22 protein-coding genes are annotated in these 20,320 nt (G+C 32.6%); 20 read left to right on the forward strand and 2 right to left on the reverse strand.

Features of this window, described 5'->3' with window-relative positions:
- Nucleotides 1–48: 48 nt before the first annotated feature.
- The 7 genes from ACFYKX_RS20020 (at nucleotide 49) to ACFYKX_RS20050 (ending at nucleotide 8,549) form a co-directional block, all read left to right on the forward strand.
- The gene (locus ACFYKX_RS20020) at nucleotides 49–3,108 is read left to right on the forward strand and encodes a type I restriction endonuclease subunit R (RefSeq protein WP_389362968.1); all 3,060 of its coding nucleotides are present in this window, start codon (nucleotides 49–51) and stop codon (nucleotides 3,106–3,108) included.
- A gap of 116 nt (nucleotides 3,109–3,224) precedes the next feature.
- Entirely contained in the window at nucleotides 3,225–4,028 is an 804-nt protein-coding gene (locus ACFYKX_RS20025; protein ID WP_389362970.1) for a TIGR02391 family protein, read from the forward strand.
- A 209-nt stretch (nucleotides 4,029–4,237) separates the two neighbouring features.
- Entirely contained in the window at nucleotides 4,238–5,284 is a 1,047-nt protein-coding gene (locus ACFYKX_RS20030; RefSeq protein WP_389362972.1) for an ArsR/SmtB family transcription factor, read from the forward strand.
- Nucleotides 5,285–5,294: 10 nt separating this feature from the next.
- Complete coding sequence (locus tag ACFYKX_RS20035; protein WP_389362974.1) at nucleotides 5,295–6,518, forward strand: MFS transporter; 1,224 nt, start codon at nucleotides 5,295–5,297, stop codon at nucleotides 6,516–6,518.
- 176 nt (nucleotides 6,519–6,694) lie between these two features.
- Nucleotides 6,695–7,426, forward strand: a complete 732-nt coding sequence (locus tag ACFYKX_RS20040; protein WP_389362976.1) for a hypothetical protein — start codon at nucleotides 6,695–6,697, stop codon at nucleotides 7,424–7,426.
- On the forward strand, nucleotides 7,419–7,979 hold the full coding sequence (locus tag ACFYKX_RS20045) for a hypothetical protein (protein ID WP_389362978.1): 561 nt from the start codon (nucleotides 7,419–7,421) through the stop codon (nucleotides 7,977–7,979). Before ACFYKX_RS20040 ends, ACFYKX_RS20045 begins: the two co-directional genes overlap by 8 nt.
- Before the next feature lie 198 nt (nucleotides 7,980–8,177).
- Nucleotides 8,178–8,549, forward strand: a complete 372-nt coding sequence (locus ACFYKX_RS20050) for a hypothetical protein (protein WP_389362979.1) — start codon at nucleotides 8,178–8,180, stop codon at nucleotides 8,547–8,549.
- Between the two features lie 265 nt (nucleotides 8,550–8,814).
- Here the strand turns inward: ACFYKX_RS20050 and ACFYKX_RS20055 are convergent, their stop codons facing one another.
- Nucleotides 8,815–10,302 carry a TOTE conflict system archaeo-eukaryotic primase domain-containing protein gene (locus ACFYKX_RS20055; RefSeq protein ID WP_389362981.1) on the reverse strand — a complete coding sequence of 496 codons (1,488 nt, stop codon included), beginning with the start codon at nucleotides 10,300–10,302 and terminating at the stop codon, nucleotides 8,815–8,817.
- A 429-nt stretch (nucleotides 10,303–10,731) separates the two neighbouring features.
- Here ACFYKX_RS20055 and ACFYKX_RS20060 point away from each other — a divergent pair, with 429 nt between their 5' ends.
- The 6 genes from ACFYKX_RS20060 to ACFYKX_RS20085 all read left to right on the forward strand — a co-directional run bounded on the left by ACFYKX_RS20060 (nucleotide 10,732) and on the right by ACFYKX_RS20085 (nucleotide 14,119).
- Complete coding sequence (locus tag ACFYKX_RS20060) at nucleotides 10,732–11,124, forward strand: hypothetical protein (RefSeq protein WP_389362983.1); 393 nt, start codon at nucleotides 10,732–10,734, stop codon at nucleotides 11,122–11,124.
- A 66-nt stretch (nucleotides 11,125–11,190) separates the two neighbouring features.
- Nucleotides 11,191–11,673 (forward strand): crossover junction endodeoxyribonuclease RuvC, encoded by a 483-nt coding sequence (locus tag ACFYKX_RS20065; RefSeq protein ID WP_389362985.1) that lies wholly within the window; start codon nucleotides 11,191–11,193, stop codon nucleotides 11,671–11,673.
- Nucleotides 11,674–11,752: 79 nt separating this feature from the next.
- Nucleotides 11,753–12,178 (forward strand): hypothetical protein, encoded by a 426-nt coding sequence (locus ACFYKX_RS20070; RefSeq protein WP_389362987.1) that lies wholly within the window; start codon nucleotides 11,753–11,755, stop codon nucleotides 12,176–12,178.
- A 257-nt stretch (nucleotides 12,179–12,435) separates the two neighbouring features.
- Entirely contained in the window at nucleotides 12,436–12,738 is a 303-nt protein-coding gene (locus tag ACFYKX_RS20075) for a hypothetical protein (protein ID WP_389362989.1), read from the forward strand.
- Between the two features lie 6 nt (nucleotides 12,739–12,744).
- Nucleotides 12,745–13,263 (forward strand): hypothetical protein, encoded by a 519-nt coding sequence (locus ACFYKX_RS20080; RefSeq protein WP_389362991.1) that lies wholly within the window; start codon nucleotides 12,745–12,747, stop codon nucleotides 13,261–13,263.
- 628 nt (nucleotides 13,264–13,891) lie between these two features.
- Entirely contained in the window at nucleotides 13,892–14,119 is a 228-nt protein-coding gene (locus ACFYKX_RS20085; RefSeq protein WP_389362993.1) for a hypothetical protein, read from the forward strand.
- Nucleotides 14,120–14,331: 212 nt separating this feature from the next.
- Here ACFYKX_RS20085 and ACFYKX_RS20090 read toward each other — a convergent pair whose 3' ends face one another.
- Nucleotides 14,332–14,844, reverse strand: a complete 513-nt coding sequence (locus tag ACFYKX_RS20090) for a hypothetical protein (RefSeq protein ID WP_389362995.1) — start codon at nucleotides 14,842–14,844, stop codon at nucleotides 14,332–14,334.
- Between the two features lie 352 nt (nucleotides 14,845–15,196).
- Here ACFYKX_RS20090 and ACFYKX_RS20095 point away from each other — a divergent pair, with 352 nt between their 5' ends.
- The 7 genes from ACFYKX_RS20095 to ACFYKX_RS20125 all read left to right on the forward strand — a co-directional run bounded on the left by ACFYKX_RS20095 (nucleotide 15,197) and on the right by ACFYKX_RS20125 (nucleotide 20,311).
- On the forward strand, nucleotides 15,197–15,655 hold the full coding sequence (locus tag ACFYKX_RS20095; RefSeq protein ID WP_389362997.1) for a hypothetical protein: 459 nt from the start codon (nucleotides 15,197–15,199) through the stop codon (nucleotides 15,653–15,655).
- A 35-nt stretch (nucleotides 15,656–15,690) separates the two neighbouring features.
- The gene (locus ACFYKX_RS20100; protein ID WP_389362999.1) at nucleotides 15,691–15,864 is read left to right on the forward strand and encodes a hypothetical protein; all 174 of its coding nucleotides are present in this window, start codon (nucleotides 15,691–15,693) and stop codon (nucleotides 15,862–15,864) included.
- Between the two features lie 211 nt (nucleotides 15,865–16,075).
- A complete protein-coding gene (locus ACFYKX_RS20105; protein WP_389363001.1) occupies nucleotides 16,076–16,975 on the forward strand; it encodes a tyrosine-type recombinase/integrase in 900 nt (299 codons plus the stop codon).
- 983 nt (nucleotides 16,976–17,958) lie between these two features.
- The gene (locus ACFYKX_RS20110) at nucleotides 17,959–18,807 is read left to right on the forward strand and encodes a hypothetical protein (protein WP_389363003.1); all 849 of its coding nucleotides are present in this window, start codon (nucleotides 17,959–17,961) and stop codon (nucleotides 18,805–18,807) included.
- A 108-nt stretch (nucleotides 18,808–18,915) separates the two neighbouring features.
- The gene (locus ACFYKX_RS20115) at nucleotides 18,916–19,431 is read left to right on the forward strand and encodes a hypothetical protein (protein ID WP_389363005.1); all 516 of its coding nucleotides are present in this window, start codon (nucleotides 18,916–18,918) and stop codon (nucleotides 19,429–19,431) included.
- A 67-nt stretch (nucleotides 19,432–19,498) separates the two neighbouring features.
- Nucleotides 19,499–19,888: a hypothetical protein gene (locus ACFYKX_RS20120; protein ID WP_389363007.1), complete on the forward strand. Its 390-nt coding sequence runs from the start codon at nucleotides 19,499–19,501 to the stop codon at nucleotides 19,886–19,888.
- Between the two features lie 75 nt (nucleotides 19,889–19,963).
- Nucleotides 19,964–20,311: a hypothetical protein gene (locus ACFYKX_RS20125; RefSeq protein WP_389363009.1), complete on the forward strand. Its 348-nt coding sequence runs from the start codon at nucleotides 19,964–19,966 to the stop codon at nucleotides 20,309–20,311.
- Nucleotides 20,312–20,320: the final 9 nt, after the last annotated feature.

A 20,320-nucleotide genomic window follows, 5' to 3' on the forward strand; every position in this document is an offset into this window, starting at 1 on the left:
GGTGTGAATATTAAAAGATTATGTTAAAAACTAAGGAGGTGTTGCATCATGTCCAGACCTCTAGGTGAATCAGCATTTGAAGAGACTACTATTGAAAGATTAAAAAGAATTGGTTATGAGTATTTTCATGCTCAAGAATTGTTTCAGCGTGGGGAACGTGAACAATTACAGGAAGTAGTATTATTTAATAGGTTCGAAGCCTTCATAAAGAAGGCTTACCCTAATATCCCTGATCAAGAAATTAGACGTTTAATAAGCATTATTACATCTCCAGATGGTGTGAATTTAATCCAGAGAAACCAAGTATTTCACCAAATGTTGGTTAAGGGAGTGGAGTTCACTTATGAATTGAACGGTGAACGTTTTACTCCTCACATTTTTCCGATAGATTGGAATTTCCCTGAAAACAACGATTTTTTAGTTGTGAATCAACTTTCAATTGAAGGAAGAATGTCTCGTAGACCCGATATTGTTATATATATTAATGGGCTTCCGCTCATTGTGTTTGAATTAAAAAATCCCAATAGTGAAACTGCAACCGTTAAGGATGCTTTTACACAAATACAAAACTACACTTATGATATTTCACAACTTTTTAACTACAATGCGTTCACGGTTGTTTCAGATAATGTGGAAACAAAGCATGGAATGCCTTTTGCTGATTATGATTTCTTTGCTTCATGGAAATCCATTGACGGAAGAAATGTAGATAACAATCGGGCTAATACAATGCGTACATTAATAGAGGGTCTATTCCCTAAAGACCGTCTGTTGAACTATATTCGCAACTTTATTGTTTTCCTTAAATCAGGGGACAAAACAAAGAAAATAGGGGCAAAATACCACCAATTTTTTGGGGTTAATTTTGCAGTTAAGGAAACAGTTCGTGCAACAAGACCAGAGGGAGATCGCAAGATTGGTGTTATGTATCATACGACTGGCTCAGGTAAGTCATTGAGTATGCTTTTCTTTGCAGGAATATTAAGCAGACACCCTGAACTGAATAATCCTTCTATTGTAATCCAAGTGGACAGAAATGATTTAGATGAACAATTGTATGATACTTTCGTTGAGGGTGAGTCATTAATTGGAAAGGTTGAACGGGCTAGCAGCACTGAAAAATTAAGAACGATACTTAGAGGTGAAGCCACCCCTGTTGTCTTTTCTACTATAGAAAAATTTCGATTAAAAGGTGAAGAGACACAACACCCTGTCCTTTCAGAACGGAGGAACATTGTTGTAATTGCAGATGAGGCACATCGTACGCAGTCAGGATTTGAAGGTGGTTATGCTGCACAATTGCGTTTTGCGCTTCCAAACGCCTCTCATATCGGCTTTACAGGAACACCAGTAGATTTTGTAGGAAACAATACTGAAGAGATATTCGGACATACTATACATCGTTATGACATGGCACAGGCTGTTGCTGATAAGGCAACGTTACCAATCTATTATGAAAGCCGCTTAATACCGCTTGACTTAACTGCAGAAGATATTGATGAACAATTTGAAGATATATTTGTAGATAATGGTGAAGGTGACGAAACAGAAGGTTATAAAAGAAAATGGGCCGCTTTAGAAAAAGTTGTGGGAACTCCAAAACGGCTCAAACGCCTTGCAAACGATATCGTATCACATTTTAATTCAATGGCCAATCCTTTTCAAAAAGCAATGATTGTATGTATGAGCCGCCAAATTGCTGCTGATTTATATAATTGTTTAAAAGAAGTAGAAGGTTGTCCAAAGATGGAAGTAATTATGACGGGTGATGTATCAAAGGACCCGCGTGAATGGCGAGAGATTCACGAGGGTAGCCAATATTCACATATTAAGTCTAAGAAAGAACAGGAAGACGTTAAGGCTAAATTACGGGACCCAGAAGACCCACTTAAATTTGTTATAGTAGTAGATATGTGGTTAACAGGTATGGACGCACAGCCGCTTTCTTACTTATATGTTGATAAGCCTATGAAGGGTCATAATCTAATGCAGGCCATTGCAAGGGTAAACCGTGTTTTTCCCGGCAAAGAAGGTGGAATTGTTGTTGATTATATAGGCATTGCCACTTCCCTAAAGGAGGCAACCCATAAATATACAACAGGTGGTGGCAATGGGAATCCCGCATATGATATTACCGAAGCCATAAGAATTTTTAATGAGAACTTAGAATCTGTTAGAAATTTTATACCTTCTAATATAGTGATAGACAGTTGGAGGCATAAACCACAAATAGATAGAGAAGATTTTATAGCAGATATAGTAAATGTGCTATTAAACAGTGATACAGAAGATTATATACAGTATGCAACAAAATTAGAAAAATCGTATCAACTCGTTAAAAATCAGCCAGAAGTAATGGTACTTGCTGATGAGGTTACTCTATACCTAATGTTAAAGGCTCAACTACGAAAGCATTTAAGACCTCCGGGTGGAACTGGAGGAGGGAATAAGACTTTAGAAGAGCAACTGTCAGCATTATTGGATCAGAATTTACTCGCTAAAGAAACGGTAGATATATTCAAAGTTGTTGGAATCGAACGACAAGATATTAGCATTCTTGATGAGCAATTTTTGGCCGATTTAACAAAGAAAGAACATGAGGATTTACGGTTAAAACTACTGAAAAAACTTCTTGAGGACAAAATAAAAGTCACATTTAAGCAGGGGAGTCCTCAAACTAAAACGATGCAAGAGTTGTTAGAAAAAACTTTAACTGAATACCATAATCGTGTCATTCAAGCAGCAGATGTCGTTCGAATGATGATAAAGATGCGCAAAGAAATGGAAGAAGAAATGCGCAAAAGACAGGACCTAGGCTTGTCAGAGGAAGAAATTGAGTTTTATAAAGCAATTATTTCAATGGAGGATGCCGCTTTTTCAAACGAGTACTTAGCCAACTTAATACACAAAGTAGTTAATGAGTTAAAAAAGAAACTCGATGTTGATTGGACTAGCCCACATCGCCAAGATGTTTATGCCAAAGTAAAACTTGCTGTCAAAATGGTATTAATGAAAGAGAAAGTTACTGGACAACAACTTCAATTCTTAACTAATAAGTTTATGGAACAGGCTGAAGAACAGTATAAAGGTTGGCCGATGGACGCTTAAATAAAGTTCTAAACTGAAACAGATACCACTATAATTCTAGGTATCTGTTTTCTTCTAGATTTTCCATTCATGATAATAATAGTATGAAGTAGAAGAAATACAAAAAGGTGATCTAAATGATAAAAACTAATACTATAGCAATTGAGCCATTTGAGTTATCTGCTTTAGAACAACTATCAAAAATTATCGGTGATAGGTATACTGGCTCTGGAATTACGAGTTTTTTCCATAAAGCAGGATTTACAAAATATCAGCATGATGGAACAACTAAGTGGAGATTTGTTTACGAAGTTTTACAAGATATTCAAAGCATCCCTTCAGGTCAATATCATATTGTAAAAATTATTCAAGTTTTATGTAATCCCCAAGAATACATAAATAATGGCGATTATCATGAAGAAATTGTTGGACAAGTGAACGATATAATAAAGTTTTATGGTCTTAAAATAAGTTTAGAGACTGGTAAAATTGTTTATACAGGGCAAAAAGACACTAGTTTAAATCGAAATTCACAAGAAGTAAAAGCATTTGATTCAAGGAATTATCATGAGGAGATTCGTAAACATGGAAGGGATCTTTTTGCTGAAGGAAGATATTTTCACGCAGTCTTTGAATGCTGCAAGGCATTTGATAAGTTTGTAGCAGAAAAGGCCAAATTAGATAAACATGGGTCAGATTTAATGAGTGCAGCATTATCAATGAAAGGTAGTTTAAAACTTAATAAACAAGTAACTGAAACAGATCGCAATGAGCAAGAGGGTATTATGCACCTTTGTATGGGTGTTATGAGGGCAATTCGTAATCCTAAAGGGCATGAATTAGCCCTAGAATGGCCGATTGAAGTCAAGGATGCTCTAGATATTCTTTCTTTGTTAAGTTTCTTATTTCGCCAAATAGATAAGTCTGTTTATTGGGGATAATGCACTTGTTAATTATGTAAAAGCACCAACAAATTTCAAACAAAAATTTAATATAAAGATTCTTTTAGCAAGCCTATTAATCAGAATGGCTTGTTTTTTTTACCCATCTATAAAAAACTTTGAAATGAAATTCTATAATCATTGAATATTACGTTCTAATAATATAGAATTGTTGTTAAATAAATCCAAATAAAGTGTGAGGTGGTTGTGTGGAAGTATTACAACTAACTAGTAGAAAAAGAGAAACATATAATATTCGGCTAACCTATTCAACATTATGGGAAAGTGCATTAGGAATAGCAGCCATTACAAATTCTTCTATTATTGAAACTTTAGAAAGACAAAAAGAGTATTGGCAGCATATAAAAGAATCTATATCTGCAGAATTATTGGAAGAATTGAACTTTGTTGAAAAAAACAATACATGGAAGTCTCTCTTGCAATTACTTCATGAAAAGAACTTCAATAATTTGACTGAGTTTATCGATTATATTAAAAATCTTAATGATATTAAGTTGAAATTTATTTGTTTACCTTTTGTAGCGAATAAATATCAAAGTATTAGGGAAAAGGCTGCTCTAGGTGAAGAAAATGCTATCCAAAAATTAGTTAAAATAACGGGCGAAAATCCATTTTTCCCTCAATATATAGAGTTTATAAGCCGAACTGACGGAAAGCATTTAAAAGAACATCTAGTTAATGTAATGACAAGATGGCATGTTGAGGTATCTAAACAAAGTATAGAGAAGACAAGTTCCATTTTGAAAAATGATTATGATGCAAAAAAATTAGCAAAAGAGAAAATGACACCAGAAGAGTTGGTACAGTGGGCTACCGGAGGTATTATTTATCATCCTGAACCAAGTGTACATACTGTCTTACTAATCCCACAATACATTTATCGTCCATGGAATATTGAGGCAGATATTGAGGGAACAAAAGTGTTTTATTATCCAGTATCAAATGACAGTATTACTCCTAACGATAAATATACACCTAGTAATTTCTTAGTACTAAAACATAAGGCTTTAGGAGATGATGCTCGCCTCAGAATAGTTAAATTACTCTCTGAAAGTAACCGGAGTTTGCAAGATCTTACCGAACAATTAAACATAGGTAAATCCACAATTCATCATCACCTGAAAATTTTAAGAGCAGCAAAATTAGTAGAAATTATTGAATCAAAATATTCATTAAAAATGGACGTAATTGAACTTTTATTTAAGGAGTTAGATATTTATCTGAAGCAAAAGTGAGGGGTAATAAATGAATTTATCAATACTGAGAAATAGGTCGTTTGTATCTGTATGGTTAGGAAACGGAATTTCAGAATTAGGCGGGGCTTTTGGAACATTTTGCAACTCGATATTGATTTATCAACTCACTGGATCAACTTTAGCATTAGGTAGTATGTGGATACTATATTTTATTCCTTCTTTGATTCTCCAATTATTCATCGGACCATTTATTGATCGCTGGAGTCGTAAGTGGGTTATGATTTGTTCACAATGGACTAGGGGGCTTATTTTTATTATTCCTCTTATCGCTCTAGTTACAGGGTCACTTGCACCTTGGCACATTTACCTAGTTCAAATAGTTGTTGGGTTAATTACACCTTTATATGTTCCAGCAAATCAAGCAATAACCCCTACAATTGTTACCAGTGAGCATTTACAGACAGCAAATGCCTACATTGATGGAACAGTCCGACTAATGACCTTTCTGGCACCGATAACGGGTGGGATTGTAATTGAATATATAGGTGTTAAACCAACGCTTACCTTAGTAAGTTTCTTACTTCTATGTAGTGGTTTAACACTTTTGTTTATTCAAGAAAATAAAAATGTGCATGGAGTAAGAAATTCATGGTTAAAAGAATTTGTAGAAGGGATAACCTTCTTTTTTAAACAGCCGATTGTTGTTTGGTTAGGGGTATTTCTGGCTTTTGTACAATTTGGAGTTGGTGTAACAATGGTTACGACACTTCCTTATATAACTCAGGAATTAAATGGAAGTTACGCTGAATATGGATATTTTATGGCTGGATTTCCGATTGGTTATATAATTGGTGCTATGTTGGTTGGAAAAATAGAATATAAAAGTCGTAGGACATTAATGCTTGGTGCTTTATTTATTGGCGGTTTAACTTTTATTGCTCTATGCTTTAACCAAAGTATCGTATTTGGCATTACAACAGAAATATTAGGTGGTATCGTAATGGCATTCTTTAGTGTTCACAATACGACGATTTGCCAAAAAACGGTTCCCAATCATCTAATGGGGAAGGTTTTCTCTGTGCGCCTTTTAATTATCAGAGGTGCTATGCCTTTGGGCGTACTCGTTGGAGGATTTTTAAGTGAAATTTGGGGAATACGCCCACTGTATTTATTAATTGGCTCTATTATTTGCATTGTGTCTTTATTAGGGATTGTCCTTCCATATTTTAAGTTTATCGATAATTATGAAAATGGAGATAAACTAGCCTCGTAGAGTGTCTAGAGAATGGTCAAAACAAATGCTTAATGTGGTTGGTTATTAATTTCAACTTCCTTTATTTTGAGCAGATAAAAGTACCCTAATTGCATATGAGTAGCAAAATAATAGAAAGGCAATGTGATAGAAAAAGATGAAATTGCTGTCTTTAATATTATTTCGAGGTGTTTCCTTTGATAGGTAAGAAACCAAAATTTATAAATTCCCCGTATTTCGTAGGAGAATCGGGCAATTGGCACTTAAAGCCAGATGCACCAAAAGAGGTCGTAAAAGAATTCAATGAGTTCATGGAAGAAGATAATCCTGAACCACCAAATAATCAAACGGAGTTACTAGAACTAGATTTTAGAGAACTCTATGATATTGAGAAGTACTTATTCAACACTGTACATAATAGATTTAAAGAACAAGGATATTTAAGCGCTCCTGATTTTTTCTTGATTATCATTTGGAAATCAAACCGCTCCAAATCCAAAGTTGCAAAACGAATATTAGAAATGGGATATCCTAGTCTGCAGGAGGCTGTAAAATCAATTACGGCTGAAGTCAATTTTTTGAATGATTCTAAGCAAAGATTAAAATACTTAATGGCAAACTGTGGATTTAGATTGCCGATGGCTAGTGCTATTTTAACTGTGTTATTTCCTGATTCTTTTACTGTCTATGATGTTAGAGTGTGTGATGTCCTTCAGGGAAATGGATATCGTTATCATAGTTTAACGGATAGAAAGTTTTCTGACGGATTATGGGAAGAATACATGGATTATATTTATGCTGTTTCAACTATCGCTCCAGAAGAATATACATTAAGGGACAAGGATAGATACCTATGGGGAAAATCTTTTTATGATCAGTTAATAACGGATATTAGCAACAATTTTAAGGTATACAATGAGGGTGAGTAATGAAAATCGATATGAGAAAGACAATAGATATGCTATAAAAGAAATCTGGTGCAATAATATAAAGTACGACTATGAAAACTTTAGTTTACTCAAGGAGGATACACTAAAGAACTCGTTTTATTTCCACCTAAGACACAAGTTAACTGATAGGGTTTTAGAAGAAAATCGGCTGAAAATATATACAGAGTATTATCATGATGGTTTACGCGCAGATTTAGTCATAGCACAGTTATGTGAAGAACCCGGCTTAAATGGACATTTAAGGAATGACGTGGTGGATATTTTAGCAGTAGTTGAAATGAAATATAAGTATGATACTAATGATGATCCTTTCCAGAAGGATATCGTAAAAGTACAAAACTATATTAAAAACCTTAACTACAAAAATTGCCTATATTATTTAGCGTTTATTCATGAGGTTGTGAATCCTGATAATGAATATTCATGGCTGACACAAAGAGACTTAAAGTGGGCCAAAGATAAAGTAAGAGAACTTAATGGCTATTTTATTGAAGGAAATGATGAGCCCGTATTCCAAATTATTTCATACTAATTATCCATAATTTATGAAGTAAGGAAAGAAAGGAATGTGGTAAAATGTCCGAAATACTAAAAGAATTATCGCATATGGAAGCATTAAGAGACGGAAAAGACCGTCTCTTTTATTTTGATAAAAAAACAAGGAAAGAACATACGATCGTTTAATTGATTATATGTAAATATTTTACTAAGGAATAGGGAGGATAAACTAATGATAAAGGGAAAGGACAAAAAGAATAGCCCAGATTATGTAAAGGCATTTCATAATGATTATGTAATAACGATAGGCAGGCATCCCCGCTTTAGTTGGGTCACTCACACGGATAAGGATTATATGTATTTCTTATATATCACCCGTACAGAGAAGAATTTTGTCGGTAAAAATACAGCACATGTTGGTAAATTCAATGTTTTATGTCACCAACAAACATTCTACGATTATCACCGTTTAATGTTAGTCATTGAACCAATCTTAAGTGAATATATCTTGGAGAGTGAGAAAATTTTTAAGATTTGTATGCTTGTGCAGGAATTAGAATACCAAAGTGAAGACCCGCTACACCAAGAAGCGAGTGGAGAATAACAGTAGGGAATATCCTACTGTCTTTTTTTATGGGGTAATTTGTAATCCAAAGGGACATGAACTAGATATTCTTTCTTTGTTAAGTTTCTTGATCTCGCCAAATAGATAAGTCTGTTTATTGAAGATAAACTTCTACTTTGGAATACCAACAACCCATGTAACTTCTTTTTTAATAGAAAAAGAGTGGGTTTTTCCCACCCTTTAAATTCGTCATTTTTAAATATGATTAAATTTGATTGAAGAAAACTGCTGAGAAGTACTTAATTTATTGTAATGTAATCGCTTGTTGCTCTTTTGCTTTAATAAGTATCTCTTTAATATTCGATAATTCAATATAGGAGAATATTTCTTTTATTAAGTAAATCCTAATATCCAGATAAGACTCTAATGTTTCGGCTGATACATTAACCATGATTTCTCTGTCAGATTTTAACCAATTCATATTTAGTTCATATGTATTTGGGTAATTTTCATGAGTGCCAAGTATCCGACCTCTTGTCACTTTAATAATGCCATTTTTCTCTAGTTCCTTTATTTGACTCATTGCTGTGCGTACTGCACATCGTGAAGCCCTGCTTATCTGTTCGTATGTCATATAAAATTTATTATCTTTGTCCTCAAACCTCTTCGAATGAATGAGGAGTACGGTAATAATGTTGTGTAACTTTTTAGGATATTGATAAATAGTCAACATTTCGGATCTAGAGATTGAAATCTCTGTTTTACCCTTAAATAAAATGACATTCTTTTTATACACTAAATCTACAATTCGGTTAATTTCTTGATAGCACGTTTTAATAGGTGTTTTATAGAGAATTGGATTTTGATTGTCCATCCAATCTTTAAGTAGTAGATAACATTCACTTTTTTGTACTTTAAGTGTATTAAAATAAATCGCTAGTTTACAAAGAGAAGCATTCCGGGTTCCAGATTTCTTTAATCCTTCATTGTATAATTTTTCTAAAGTATTAAGATTTTCTTTAGATAAATCAAAATTAGAAAAATCAACATTAACTCTATTTTCCTCTAATAGTTTCTCCTTTGAAAGAGACTGATCTATTTCAATATCAGGGAGGTCATTGATTATATCACTTATAACCTGAGCATCTATAGGTTCTATAGTTAAAATAAAATCTAAGGAACGGATAGGCATAAAGTTCTCTTGGACATCAACATACCAGCAAATATTATCGACTTGATTCTTGTTTTTAAAATTGATACTCAAGGGGAGTTTTAAACCTTGAGTAGGTGATGGCCTTTTTTCAATTTGTCCCTCTATATTTCCACCAAGGAGATTAAGTGTTGATTTGACCGCTTCATCATAGAGTTTTTCCATATATTTATATGGAATCTCCTTTGAAAAGTAAATATCAACATGATATCCCTTAGTCCCGCTCCAACTTGTATAGATTTTATCGGTGGGGATTCCCAAGTTGCTTAAAGATTCATAGAGAGCCAAAACCACTCTCTTTGCCTCTGTTTTATCGGGTACATCTACATCAAATGTCACAAATTTTGTAAGATTTTTTCTGCAAAAAATACCGTAAGTATTTTCTCGCATTAAGTGGGACTTTAAAAATCCATCGTGCAAAGGTTTATGTCTCTCTTTTTCGTATTGATTAAACGTTTGATAACCATTGCCATCATTGTTTTGTTTGATATACTTGTACCTTACTGTGATGAATAATTCCTTCATTTTGTTCAAAATCTCATTATTTTCTTCCAAAAAACCACGTCCTTTCTGAAATATCATTCCTCCCTTAGAACAATTGTTTAAGGCTTACTATTTTTATAACATAAATGGGGAAAAACCAGATTGATATGTTGCAAAATAATTGTGACGAGTTTTGTGAAAATGAGAAATACCTATATATTAATGATATTCTCCTTAAAAACCTTAAAAGCATTTAAAACATATAAATAAGTTATTGTATGTCTATAATTTTCAATTACTACAATTCATATTAAAATGGTTTATTTAAAAGTTCATTAGAAATGCAGGTGGAGAATGATTTACTACGGCAAGGATTGTGTCCTTGCTTCTTTTTATATACAAAAATCTCTAACAATATCTATATTGATAACAAAAATAAAAAAGGTTTTCCTTTTTCAAAAATGAAATTATAAGGTAGTAAAACCTTTGAAATATAAGGTTTTAGAATAAAGAAAGGAGATGATTTGAATGGGGAAATTTGAATATAACGTTCATGATTTGATTGAAATAAATGAAGCCTTTAATAATGCTGCAAGTGTTTTATTTCACAACCTAAATAAGCATGTATACCTTGAAATAATAGATAGCGAAGGTGATAAGAGGTGTTTTACCCTCACTAATAGAGATTTTAAGGCAATTCAAGTAGACTTCTTTTCAAGTGTATTAAATGATATTATCCAAAGTGGTTTAGATAATGAATTGGAGATGAACGTTAAATTAAATCCAAACTTAGAACATTTTCCTGTGGAGATTATTTTTACCTATCAGGGATCAATCCACGAACGATACATTTGTAACTTTAGGGAATTAGCATTTATTTATAGTGCATTAAAAAAACAGAAAACTAGTGAAACTATCTAATCCTGCTTTTATAAGGTTTCATAGATAACCAAATTTGTATTTTGTACTGTTGATAGGGGGGATTTTATGAAACAGACAGAAACTAAAGCCCCGTCTATTTTGGCTATAGATGCCTCTTTAACTTTCTCTGGAATTGCTATCACTACCTTCAGTAAAGAAATTATTTTTCTCTATACAATAAAAACCAGTTCTGAAAACCATATTGAACAGAGAATTCTATTTGTTTATAAGACCTTACTGAAGATAATAGAGGAACATAATATAAAACTATTATTAGTAGAGAACAATTATACGGGGGGAAGCAAGGAAGTAAATTGGGTCATAGGAATTATTTATTTATTGGCAGCAGAAAAAAAGATACCAATAAAATCATATGCACCTGCTTCTATAAAGAAGGCTGTAACAGGAAATGGAAGGGCAAATAAAAAGGAGATAAAACTTGCAATTCAAAAGATATATGGCGACCTAAAAACAAATGAACATGTTCGTGATGCCTTAGGGCTTGTGCATTGTTATTGTATTAAGAAGTCAGAGGTCAAAACTGCATAGATTACTAATTATTCAAGAGTAGACCTAGCGTTTACTCTTTTTTAATTTTGTAAATAATACCAATAAAGGAGTGATTCTCTTGTATAAACACGATATACATAAATCATTTACATATTTGTTTTTCTTTATGATAACGATAGTTATTCTTATACCAACTGTTCCGAATTCATTTCAAGTTAACCAATTCACTTACATGAATGCTTTAATTTTTTCCATAATTGGTTCAGTTTGTTTTAGCGAAATATATCTGGCATTACACGAGTCAATCAAAGATAGAGGGTTTCTTGCTATTTTTGTTCGATACTTATTTATTCTCCCTGTATTTGCAATCAACTCTTCCATAGTTCTACTGGGGAACTGGTTTGTAGTGCAACATAAAATATTGGATACATTAAATTTTACATGGTTTGCTGTTTTTGGGGGATTTATCTGGTTAATTAGTTTCCATCTTGCAAAAATAATACCCAATCTTCCTGCAATCGTATTAAAGAAAAAGGAGCAATAGTCCTGCTCCTTTTTAAATTGTCAAAATATAGAGGATTGTGTCTCTTTATGCTGTTTATTTGGCCCTGACTCTACCCTTAGATCGACGTATACTAATAGAATACCAATTAAATTATAGATTAGGGGGCGGTCAATATAGAACTACTAATTCCTAATAAAAAGACTAGACTAAATACTTATTTATTCAATTTCTTAAGTAGATTATTTGCAATCTTATTGTTTGCTCCATTGACCTTACAATTTTGGGAAAACAGTTTTATGTCATATTTTATAATTGCATACTTAACCATGCAGGCTGGAGGATTTATCTATAAGCGTATGTATATTCCAACATATCAATACGTTGTCCAAGAGAATCATAATAACGATGTAATGCCTCCAATATTTTCTTGGTTCATGCATACATTAATATTATTTGTGTCAATGGTAACTGGGCTAATATTATTTTTTCAAGGCTACGGTGTATTTTCTACTTTTTTAATGCCATTCTTTTTCTTCATGGGAGCAGTTTGCTGGAACCTTGTCATTTATACTGTTATGGAAGAATTAAGAAAGAGGTGATTCAGTTTGCAAAATGAAAGTGAACACAATCAACCAAATTTTAAAGAAATTAATTCGAATTTACGCTTTATTTTTGTACTGTTCATATGGTCCATTATTTTTTGTATCATTTGCTCAGTTATGTTATATCCAATAAATTATTTAACCCTAAAGATTCCCCCAACTTACTATTTTTTATCATTTGCTACAGTGTTTATTAGTAGTGGTGTTCTATTTCACCGATTCTATTTATATATGTACGATCATGTTGTAGTCTTAGCAAGTAATCAAAACGAAAGATTTTGGAATGTAATTGCTCTTATTTTGTTTAACTTAACTGGTCCATTCGCTGGGTTATTAATTTATCTGTTTACAGGAAACTTGATTTTTGGGGGAATTACAGTTTTAGTTTATTTCTACGGCTCTGTGAGTTGGTATATACCTCTTAATCTTATAAGGAAGGAACTTAAGAAAAGAAGAGAAAGGATCTATAATACTGTCTTCATAGACGAGGACGGAAATAAACGGCTTTATTTCAAGATTTAAGATTGGGTAATACTATGAACAAATACTAATGATTATTAACCCTTCTGAAAGATCAGTAATTATTAATTTTTTCAAGGCTCTAAGAGGCATTTAGAAATTTTTTGTTTATAAAAGAAGGAATTTTCCGATACAAAATGAAATAAACAATGTCAGGATAAATCATTCCCCTTAGATTCTTCTGACAATATCCTCTAATTCTTTTGCCGCTTTCTTGTGTTTACTTCTTTTATGATTTGTAATGATAATACACAAAAGATCAAATGGTTTTGTTAACTATTTGGTCTTTTCTTATTTAATGGGAAGAGTCAGTTTCTCCAATTTGAAATTTAGGAAAAATTTCTTAACGAAAATAATAAATTCAATGTCCGAAAAAAATCCATACTATAGGATAATATTAAATCTTTACTATCAAGGAAAATGAAAGAAAACGAATAAATAAGCATTTCAATAACATTTATTGAATTGGACTGTTTTAGGCTATATTCAGCCGATTTTGACTAATTTTAAGGTTAAGCCATTTATCTAATCATGTGAATTTTCGGATCAGACATGGTCAATAGTATAAAGGTTTATTCTCCTAAAAGTTTAATAAATAGAATAAATACAATAAAACTGAAAGGGTGTACTCATGGATATTTGGATACAATTCACAGATTGGTTGGAACACATAGGGACAGATTTTGAAGCACCACTAAAATTAGTCATCTTTGGAGGGCTTTTTTTACTTTGTATGAATGCTATAGTTGAAAAGACATTAAAAGGGAATATAAAAAGTTTGATTCTTTCTAAGCATATCTTTAACTATTGTGTGCTTTTTCTCCTTATGGGAAGTATAATTTGGGGCTTTTTAATTTAGTAGAAAGGGTTCAATTGAGATGTTAAAAACTAAAGACAAAAAAAGAAGATTAATAACTGGTAACGGATTACGTTTTGTGACGCAATCATAAGAATATCATATAATTTCGCATATGATTTCTTCCCTATAATTCACAGTTGGGATCACAGAAAAAAACGCTTTTGAAAAATTTTTCAACAGCGTTTTTTTGTTGGATCGGTAACTGCAAGGCTCTAGTTTAAAACTGTCTCGGCTGGGGTAAATGCTTCCCATTTATTATATTTCGTTGTTATTGATGAAATAAACCAATACTCTCTAAATGGTTCTAGATTTTTTTCTACGATTATTATCTTCTGCCCACTACCAAAATTAGCATATGAAGTTTCTAAATCGTATTTAACGGTATACCGCATTCTGGATTCGCTAAGGTTTTCTACTTGGGTAATACGAAAGTTACTAACCCATGGGCTTGACTGACCTGTTACCCAGTGAGTTTGCTCAAATTTTCTCCTTGATTGCTTTTGAAGAGAAGGAGACAACATAGCATATTGAACAGCACCACTTCGATTATTTACACCTAATATCCACAATTCAACTGCTTGTTTCGGTTCGCCTACGTGCAAACCAGTCATAAAAGACAATAACTGGCTTTCTAAAAGATTAAGTTGTTTTGGTGCTGCAATTGCAGAATTGGTACTTAACAGTATTAATGAAATTAAAAGTATTATAAATCGCAATAAATTCACCACTAAAGGTTATTTTCTTAGGGGTATTATTCTACCTGTAACTATTATTGATTCGTTACCACAGAAAAATTATATCTTTAATAGTGAATACTTTATATCCTGATTTCGGACCCGTAATTTTAATATTAAGGGTATGTGATAGAATTAATACTTTACTATTCCAAAAAATGGAATCATTCAAATACCAGACAAGACATTAATTTTGTCTGGTATTTTCTATTAATAATCATTCATTTTTTTCTCAATAAATTCGTCACAATTATGTTTTAAATTACTGACCTCGTCTTTTTCTTAATATGCTATAACAATTGTAAGCCTAGTAAATAGGCAAAACGAAAGGAGAGGATGAGGAATGAAAGAACTATTAAAAGAAAATATGGATAATTTATTTAATGTAGGTGTAGGAAATCAATTCGATTTCGTTGGTTGTTATAAGGGTGAAAAGGGAAGTTATCTCATCGATCGAACTGATGGCCAAACATATACTGATGATTTTCAGGCAGACAGTAAGGTTGAAGCAATTAAACTGCTTTTTGAAAAGGTTGAAGAAATGATCGATGAAGTTCAGATAAGATTATCTAATTATTATTCTGAAATCAATGAGGGTTATCCTGATAAAAATTTTGAAGAAGAATTAAAAGAGAAATTGGATAATGCAGCCCTAACAGCACTATATAAAATTCAAAGATATGATTTAAAATCTTTCTTTAGTGAGAATGAGTTGCAACTAGCAGAATTAATGCACAAGAAGTTAGTAGAAAGATACGAACTAAAAGAAGTGAAAGATATAGATTTTAATTACTATAAATAAGATTTTTTAATGTCTAAACAGTGGAGGTGATTAAATTGAATATGTTATCAAATGCAGACATTGAAGCATTAAGGAGCATGTATCAGCAAGCGCACTATAAAAGTGCAAGTCTCAATAGTGATGGTACATATAACTTATATTTGAATTTCGGTTATGGGTGTGACGAATACAGAGTAACTGAGGAACAATTACATTACATTCAACAGTAAACGTTGTAATAAAATAGAGGAAATCGAGGAATCCATGGAAATGTGCTGGCAAAGAGTTCCAGACGCGCTATAATACGACCAATAACAAGTTTGTCAGATAATATGTCTTATGCGACGAAACCTATAGCATAGCCTATATTATTTCGTCGCATAACATAAATATTCTTTATTCAATTTTTGTCGTATAACATTGCGCAGGAGGGTACCCTTAATGGAAATTGTTTCAGTTACCTTTTCTCAATCAATTAATGAGTTTAGAAACTATTTGATTGAATCGAACAGAAGTATGAATACTATTAAAAGTTATGTTCAAGATTTACACATTTTAGAGAAGTGGTTGTTTTCCAGACACGCTGATCCAATTATGGTGGAGGCAATTACGAAAACTGATATAAAAGATTTCGAGCGTGATATAAAAACAACTTCCTCTTTATCTCCAGCGACTGTTAACCGAAAACTTGTATCCGTAAAAAAATGGGCTGCTTATTTATTTGAATCGAAATTTTCTCCGGTTAACTTGGGTCAAGAGATTTCAATTCTGAAGGTTCAAAAACAGAATACCATTCGTTGGTTAACGAGACAAGAAGTTGGCCGCTTATTACATGCAGTACAATTAACAAAACATAAAAACTTCCAAAAAGGGTTATTACATGAAACACTGATTATTCTTCTAGTGAATCTTGGGTTACGAATAGAAGAAGCATGCTCTTTAACAAAGAATTCAATTTCGTTACGCAATAATTTAGTGAATGTGTTGGGGAAGGGATATAAGCACAGAGTGGTGCCCCTGACTGAAAAAACAAAGGCACACATACTTTTCTGGTTGGAAAATAGGGAGAATGATTCCGATTATATATTAGTTAGCAGCAGAAGCAGTCAATTAAGCACAAGAGCCGCGCAGCATATGTTAAAAAAATATAGCACCCAACTTGGTATAGAAATTACCCCCCATTCTCTAAGGCATACCTACTGCAAACAGTTGGCAGATAGTGGAGTGGGACTCCAATCTATAGCAGATTTAGCAGGTCATAGTTCCATGGATACTACTCGAATTTATGTTACTCCATCAATTAAAGAATTGCAGAACGCCCTTAAGAAAACAGAGTTTTGATTGACCTAAATTATTGGTGAATGAAAATATGTGAAAAATGTTTATTCCTCTTCTTATACGCGTTATAATGTGAGCGTAATATACTAATATATTTAATATACGAGTAGGAGAGGCTACCTAGGAGCCTCTCCTTTTTCCTGTTTGCGGAAATAATTATCAATACGCGCTAAAATATTATTAAAAGAGGAACTTTAAATTCGTAATATTGATTGGAGAGGATAGAATGTACTATTTAGATTACATATCCAGTTATTTCTGTATTGCAGGTCTTCTATGGTTTATGATGATTATTGGCATTAAGTATCTACCGAACAAATTAAAACAGGGAAAAGAAAATGCTGTCAAATGGCAGGAAAGGCTGCTCATAATTAGTATTCCTTTATCCTTGATACTAGGATATTCAGTTTTTCACTTCTTGAATTTATACGAATATATGAGGGTAGTTTAAGATTCTAGTTTACTTTCTACCAAGGAAGAATTTATTGCTAGAGTAGTATCTTTTTTATAAAGATATAAAAAATATCCAGTTTGGCCCTTTACAGGTAACGATTGCTATGTTAGTATAAATACAAGTTCTTAATTATACAATTTTTAGTTTAATTTTTAATATATTATATACAAATCTCTTTCTTTTTATCATGTTAAATGGAAGAGAACAAAAAATATACGTAATATACCTTAAGTAAATAAGATGATGAGTTTAGTTTTTTATTGTGATGATCTGGACTCATAATCACTGTGCATTTACATGCCTAATAAGGCTGTATTAAATATGCACAACCTAAGTGTATTTGTATATTTTTGTTCTTTCCATTGTGTGAAAAAAGGAGGAGATTTTTTTATGCAAATTTTACATACGGTCCCAAGTTAACATATCCGAATCGTTGAATAAAATATGTGCATCTATAGGGTGTAGAGTAAAAACCAAGTATTAATCCATTCGAAAAAGACTGAATATTCAAAATATAAGGAGGAGAGACAGAATGAGTAAGAATGCAATAGTCTATGTGAAAGGATTCGCCAATGAGGTAGTAGAGCCTAATCTGAAGCCGATAAAGGAATATTGTTTGAAAAAGGGGTTAGAGATAGTTGAAATATTGTTTGATGAAACAGCCTATAACGAAAAGGATATGGATTGCATAAAAACGCTTTACGGATATATGAGTTCTGGGGAAGTTAGCACGATTATATTCACTAGTTGTTATTCCTTTCCTTCTATCAGACACCACATAATGAAGTTTGGTATATTTCCTGAATTTGAAACTCTTAATTTTTATTATGGTGCTTTAGAATCAAGGCGGGCAGATTATTACGTCAAAGGTGAAGAGATGATTTTTAATCAGAGCACTATTGATAGTGAATTGAGTGTTGATTTTGGTAATTTAGTGGAACTGTTATCAAAAGATCAAGATGGTTTGCACTTTATTAACAGAGAGAAAAATGCCCGGTTAATTGAGGAAAGCAAGTCGAGAGAACAAAAGGCTTTTCGAGAACTTATAAAGGATAAAAGAATATTAGGAATTGTTTTTAATGAAGGCAATATGTCAAAGATGACCAGCCATCTTGGCCAAGAATCGTTTATGGATAATACCGGAGATACCGATGTTATTGCTTACAGCGATTATTACGATTTGGAAAAAGTATTAAGTTCCAACAACTACTATAAAGTCATATTTGATGGCTTAGGCAACAGTGACCTTGACGATTTTAGAGACTTAGTTTTACTTTGCGACGAATATGTTGGTGAGGTTCAATTCAGTTATGGTGACTTATCTTCAAAAGATAAGTATGAGTTGATTGCGATACTTGATGAATTAACAGGAAATGCTTAACAAGGATATTAATGCCCAACCAAATGTAATGATTAATTCAATCAACAACTAGAAGGACAACTAATGCTAATAAAGATTGGCCCAATAAAAAACTAAGGAGATATTACTATGCAAAAAAGTGCAGTTAAAAAAGTTGGTTACATGGTTCACTTAAGTTCTGAAAGGGATAATAGCATAGATTTAGAAATGAAGAGTCGCGTACTAAAGGTTTTATTAGAGGATGCTAAAGGGTTTAGTGTTGCAAATTACCTTTCTTATAAGAGTAATCCACTAGTTGCTCAATACTTTATGAAAGTATTAAGAAAACAAGCCATCGACACGATTGCAGTACAAGAACGTTCAGTATTTAAGAAGGATATCATCAATCTGTTTATCCAAGAGGGATTTAATTTCATTTTGATTGAAGTTAATAGCAGCAAAACAAAGTATAGGATTCAGGAGATTACCAATAGCCAATTGAGGGCTGATCTTCATAATGTAGTCAGAACCAGTGAAGTGATATGGAAAACCCTAGGATATGACTATAGAAGGGAATTAATCGGTTATGAAAAATTTGCAAGGGTATCCAATAAATTAGTAGATGATCTCGAATCTACTACCGGCATTAACATATCCGCCTATTAAGTTTTTTATTTATAGAAACAGTGTCTAATTTAAGTGACCATAAAACTATACAAGGAGTTGATTGTTTATGAAAAACGTAACCTTTTTTACTTTATTACCAGAGACAATTTTAGGGAGAACAAGGAATTCTGCTGAGGAATTTTTTGAGTATTGTATGATGGCGGATATATTTGCTCAGAGCAACAACCTCAATATTATTAATGGTTGTGGAATTTCGAACCTTGGAGATGTTAATATGCGAAAAAAATATTTTTCGAGACTTAAAAGAAGATCAACTGTATTAATAATATCTCCTGTACATGTTGCAAACCCTGTAATTCTAAATTTATTCATCGGTAAGGATATAACCTTCAGGGTGATTGAAGGTGATTATCTTATAAAACCAAAAAATTTAAAAGAATTCTTTTTAGAAGAATTAAAATCATCGACAGAAGAGAGTGCAGTTAATTCAATGTGAAAAATTGCTGTTTATTTGAAAAATAGAGGTAAGTGGGTAATCGGAAAACAAAAATATGAATAGGAGTGGTATGAAATGAAACAACTTGAAAAATTAATATCAGAAGGAAATGCTCAAAAAGTGGAGGATACTGTAGAAACAAGAGGACAGGAAAAATTTATTTTAATTGACTGCGATCCACTGGCCCCAAGACCAAATCGAGTTCTTGGAGAGGTCTTAAAAGGTACTGGTATAACTAGTGAAAAAGAGCCGATGTTTAAGATGTTTGGAGCATGGAAATGGGATTATAGTGACGTTGATGATGAAACTTGGGATAAGGTTATTGAAACAATTGAAGAAAGGTTAGATTTAGCCTATGAAAATGGGTGGGCAAGAAGGGTAAGTTGGATGCCTACGAGTAAAAAATACCGACAATGCATTTAATAGGGATAG

This window comes from Cytobacillus spartinae (genome assembly GCF_042865285.1).
GTDB lineage: Bacteria > Bacillota > Bacilli > Bacillales > Cytobacillaceae > Robertmurraya_A > Robertmurraya_A spartinae.

What these genes read in the sequence shown, in the direction of transcription:
- ACFYKX_RS20020 (WP_389362968.1), top strand. Translation starts at nt 49, where the DNA reads ATGTCCAGACCTCTAGGTGAATCAGCATTTGAAGAGACTACTATTGAA.
- ACFYKX_RS20025 (WP_389362970.1), top strand. Translation starts at nt 3,225, where the DNA reads ATGATAAAAACTAATACTATAGCAATTGAGCCATTTGAGTTATCTGCT.
- ACFYKX_RS20035 (WP_389362974.1), top strand. Translation starts at nt 5,295, where the DNA reads ATGAATTTATCAATACTGAGAAATAGGTCGTTTGTATCTGTATGGTTA.
- ACFYKX_RS20050 (WP_389362979.1), top strand. Translation starts at nt 8,178, where the DNA reads ATGATAAAGGGAAAGGACAAAAAGAATAGCCCAGATTATGTAAAGGCA.
- ACFYKX_RS20055 (WP_389362981.1), bottom strand. Translation starts at nt 10,302, where the DNA reads ATGATATTTCAGAAAGGACGTGGTTTTTTGGAAGAAAATAATGAGATT.
- ACFYKX_RS20060 (WP_389362983.1), top strand. Translation starts at nt 10,732, where the DNA reads ATGGGGAAATTTGAATATAACGTTCATGATTTGATTGAAATAAATGAA.
- ACFYKX_RS20065 (WP_389362985.1), top strand. Translation starts at nt 11,191, where the DNA reads ATGAAACAGACAGAAACTAAAGCCCCGTCTATTTTGGCTATAGATGCC.
- ACFYKX_RS20075 (WP_389362989.1), top strand. Translation starts at nt 12,436, where the DNA reads ATGTCATATTTTATAATTGCATACTTAACCATGCAGGCTGGAGGATTT.
- ACFYKX_RS20085 (WP_389362993.1), top strand. Translation starts at nt 13,892, where the DNA reads ATGGATATTTGGATACAATTCACAGATTGGTTGGAACACATAGGGACA.
- ACFYKX_RS20095 (WP_389362997.1), top strand. Translation starts at nt 15,197, where the DNA reads ATGAAAGAACTATTAAAAGAAAATATGGATAATTTATTTAATGTAGGT.
- ACFYKX_RS20105 (WP_389363001.1), top strand. Translation starts at nt 16,076, where the DNA reads ATGGAAATTGTTTCAGTTACCTTTTCTCAATCAATTAATGAGTTTAGA.
- ACFYKX_RS20110 (WP_389363003.1), top strand. Translation starts at nt 17,959, where the DNA reads ATGAGTAAGAATGCAATAGTCTATGTGAAAGGATTCGCCAATGAGGTA.
- ACFYKX_RS20115 (WP_389363005.1), top strand. Translation starts at nt 18,916, where the DNA reads ATGCAAAAAAGTGCAGTTAAAAAAGTTGGTTACATGGTTCACTTAAGT.
- ACFYKX_RS20120 (WP_389363007.1), top strand. Translation starts at nt 19,499, where the DNA reads ATGAAAAACGTAACCTTTTTTACTTTATTACCAGAGACAATTTTAGGG.
- ACFYKX_RS20125 (WP_389363009.1), top strand. Translation starts at nt 19,964, where the DNA reads ATGAAACAACTTGAAAAATTAATATCAGAAGGAAATGCTCAAAAAGTG.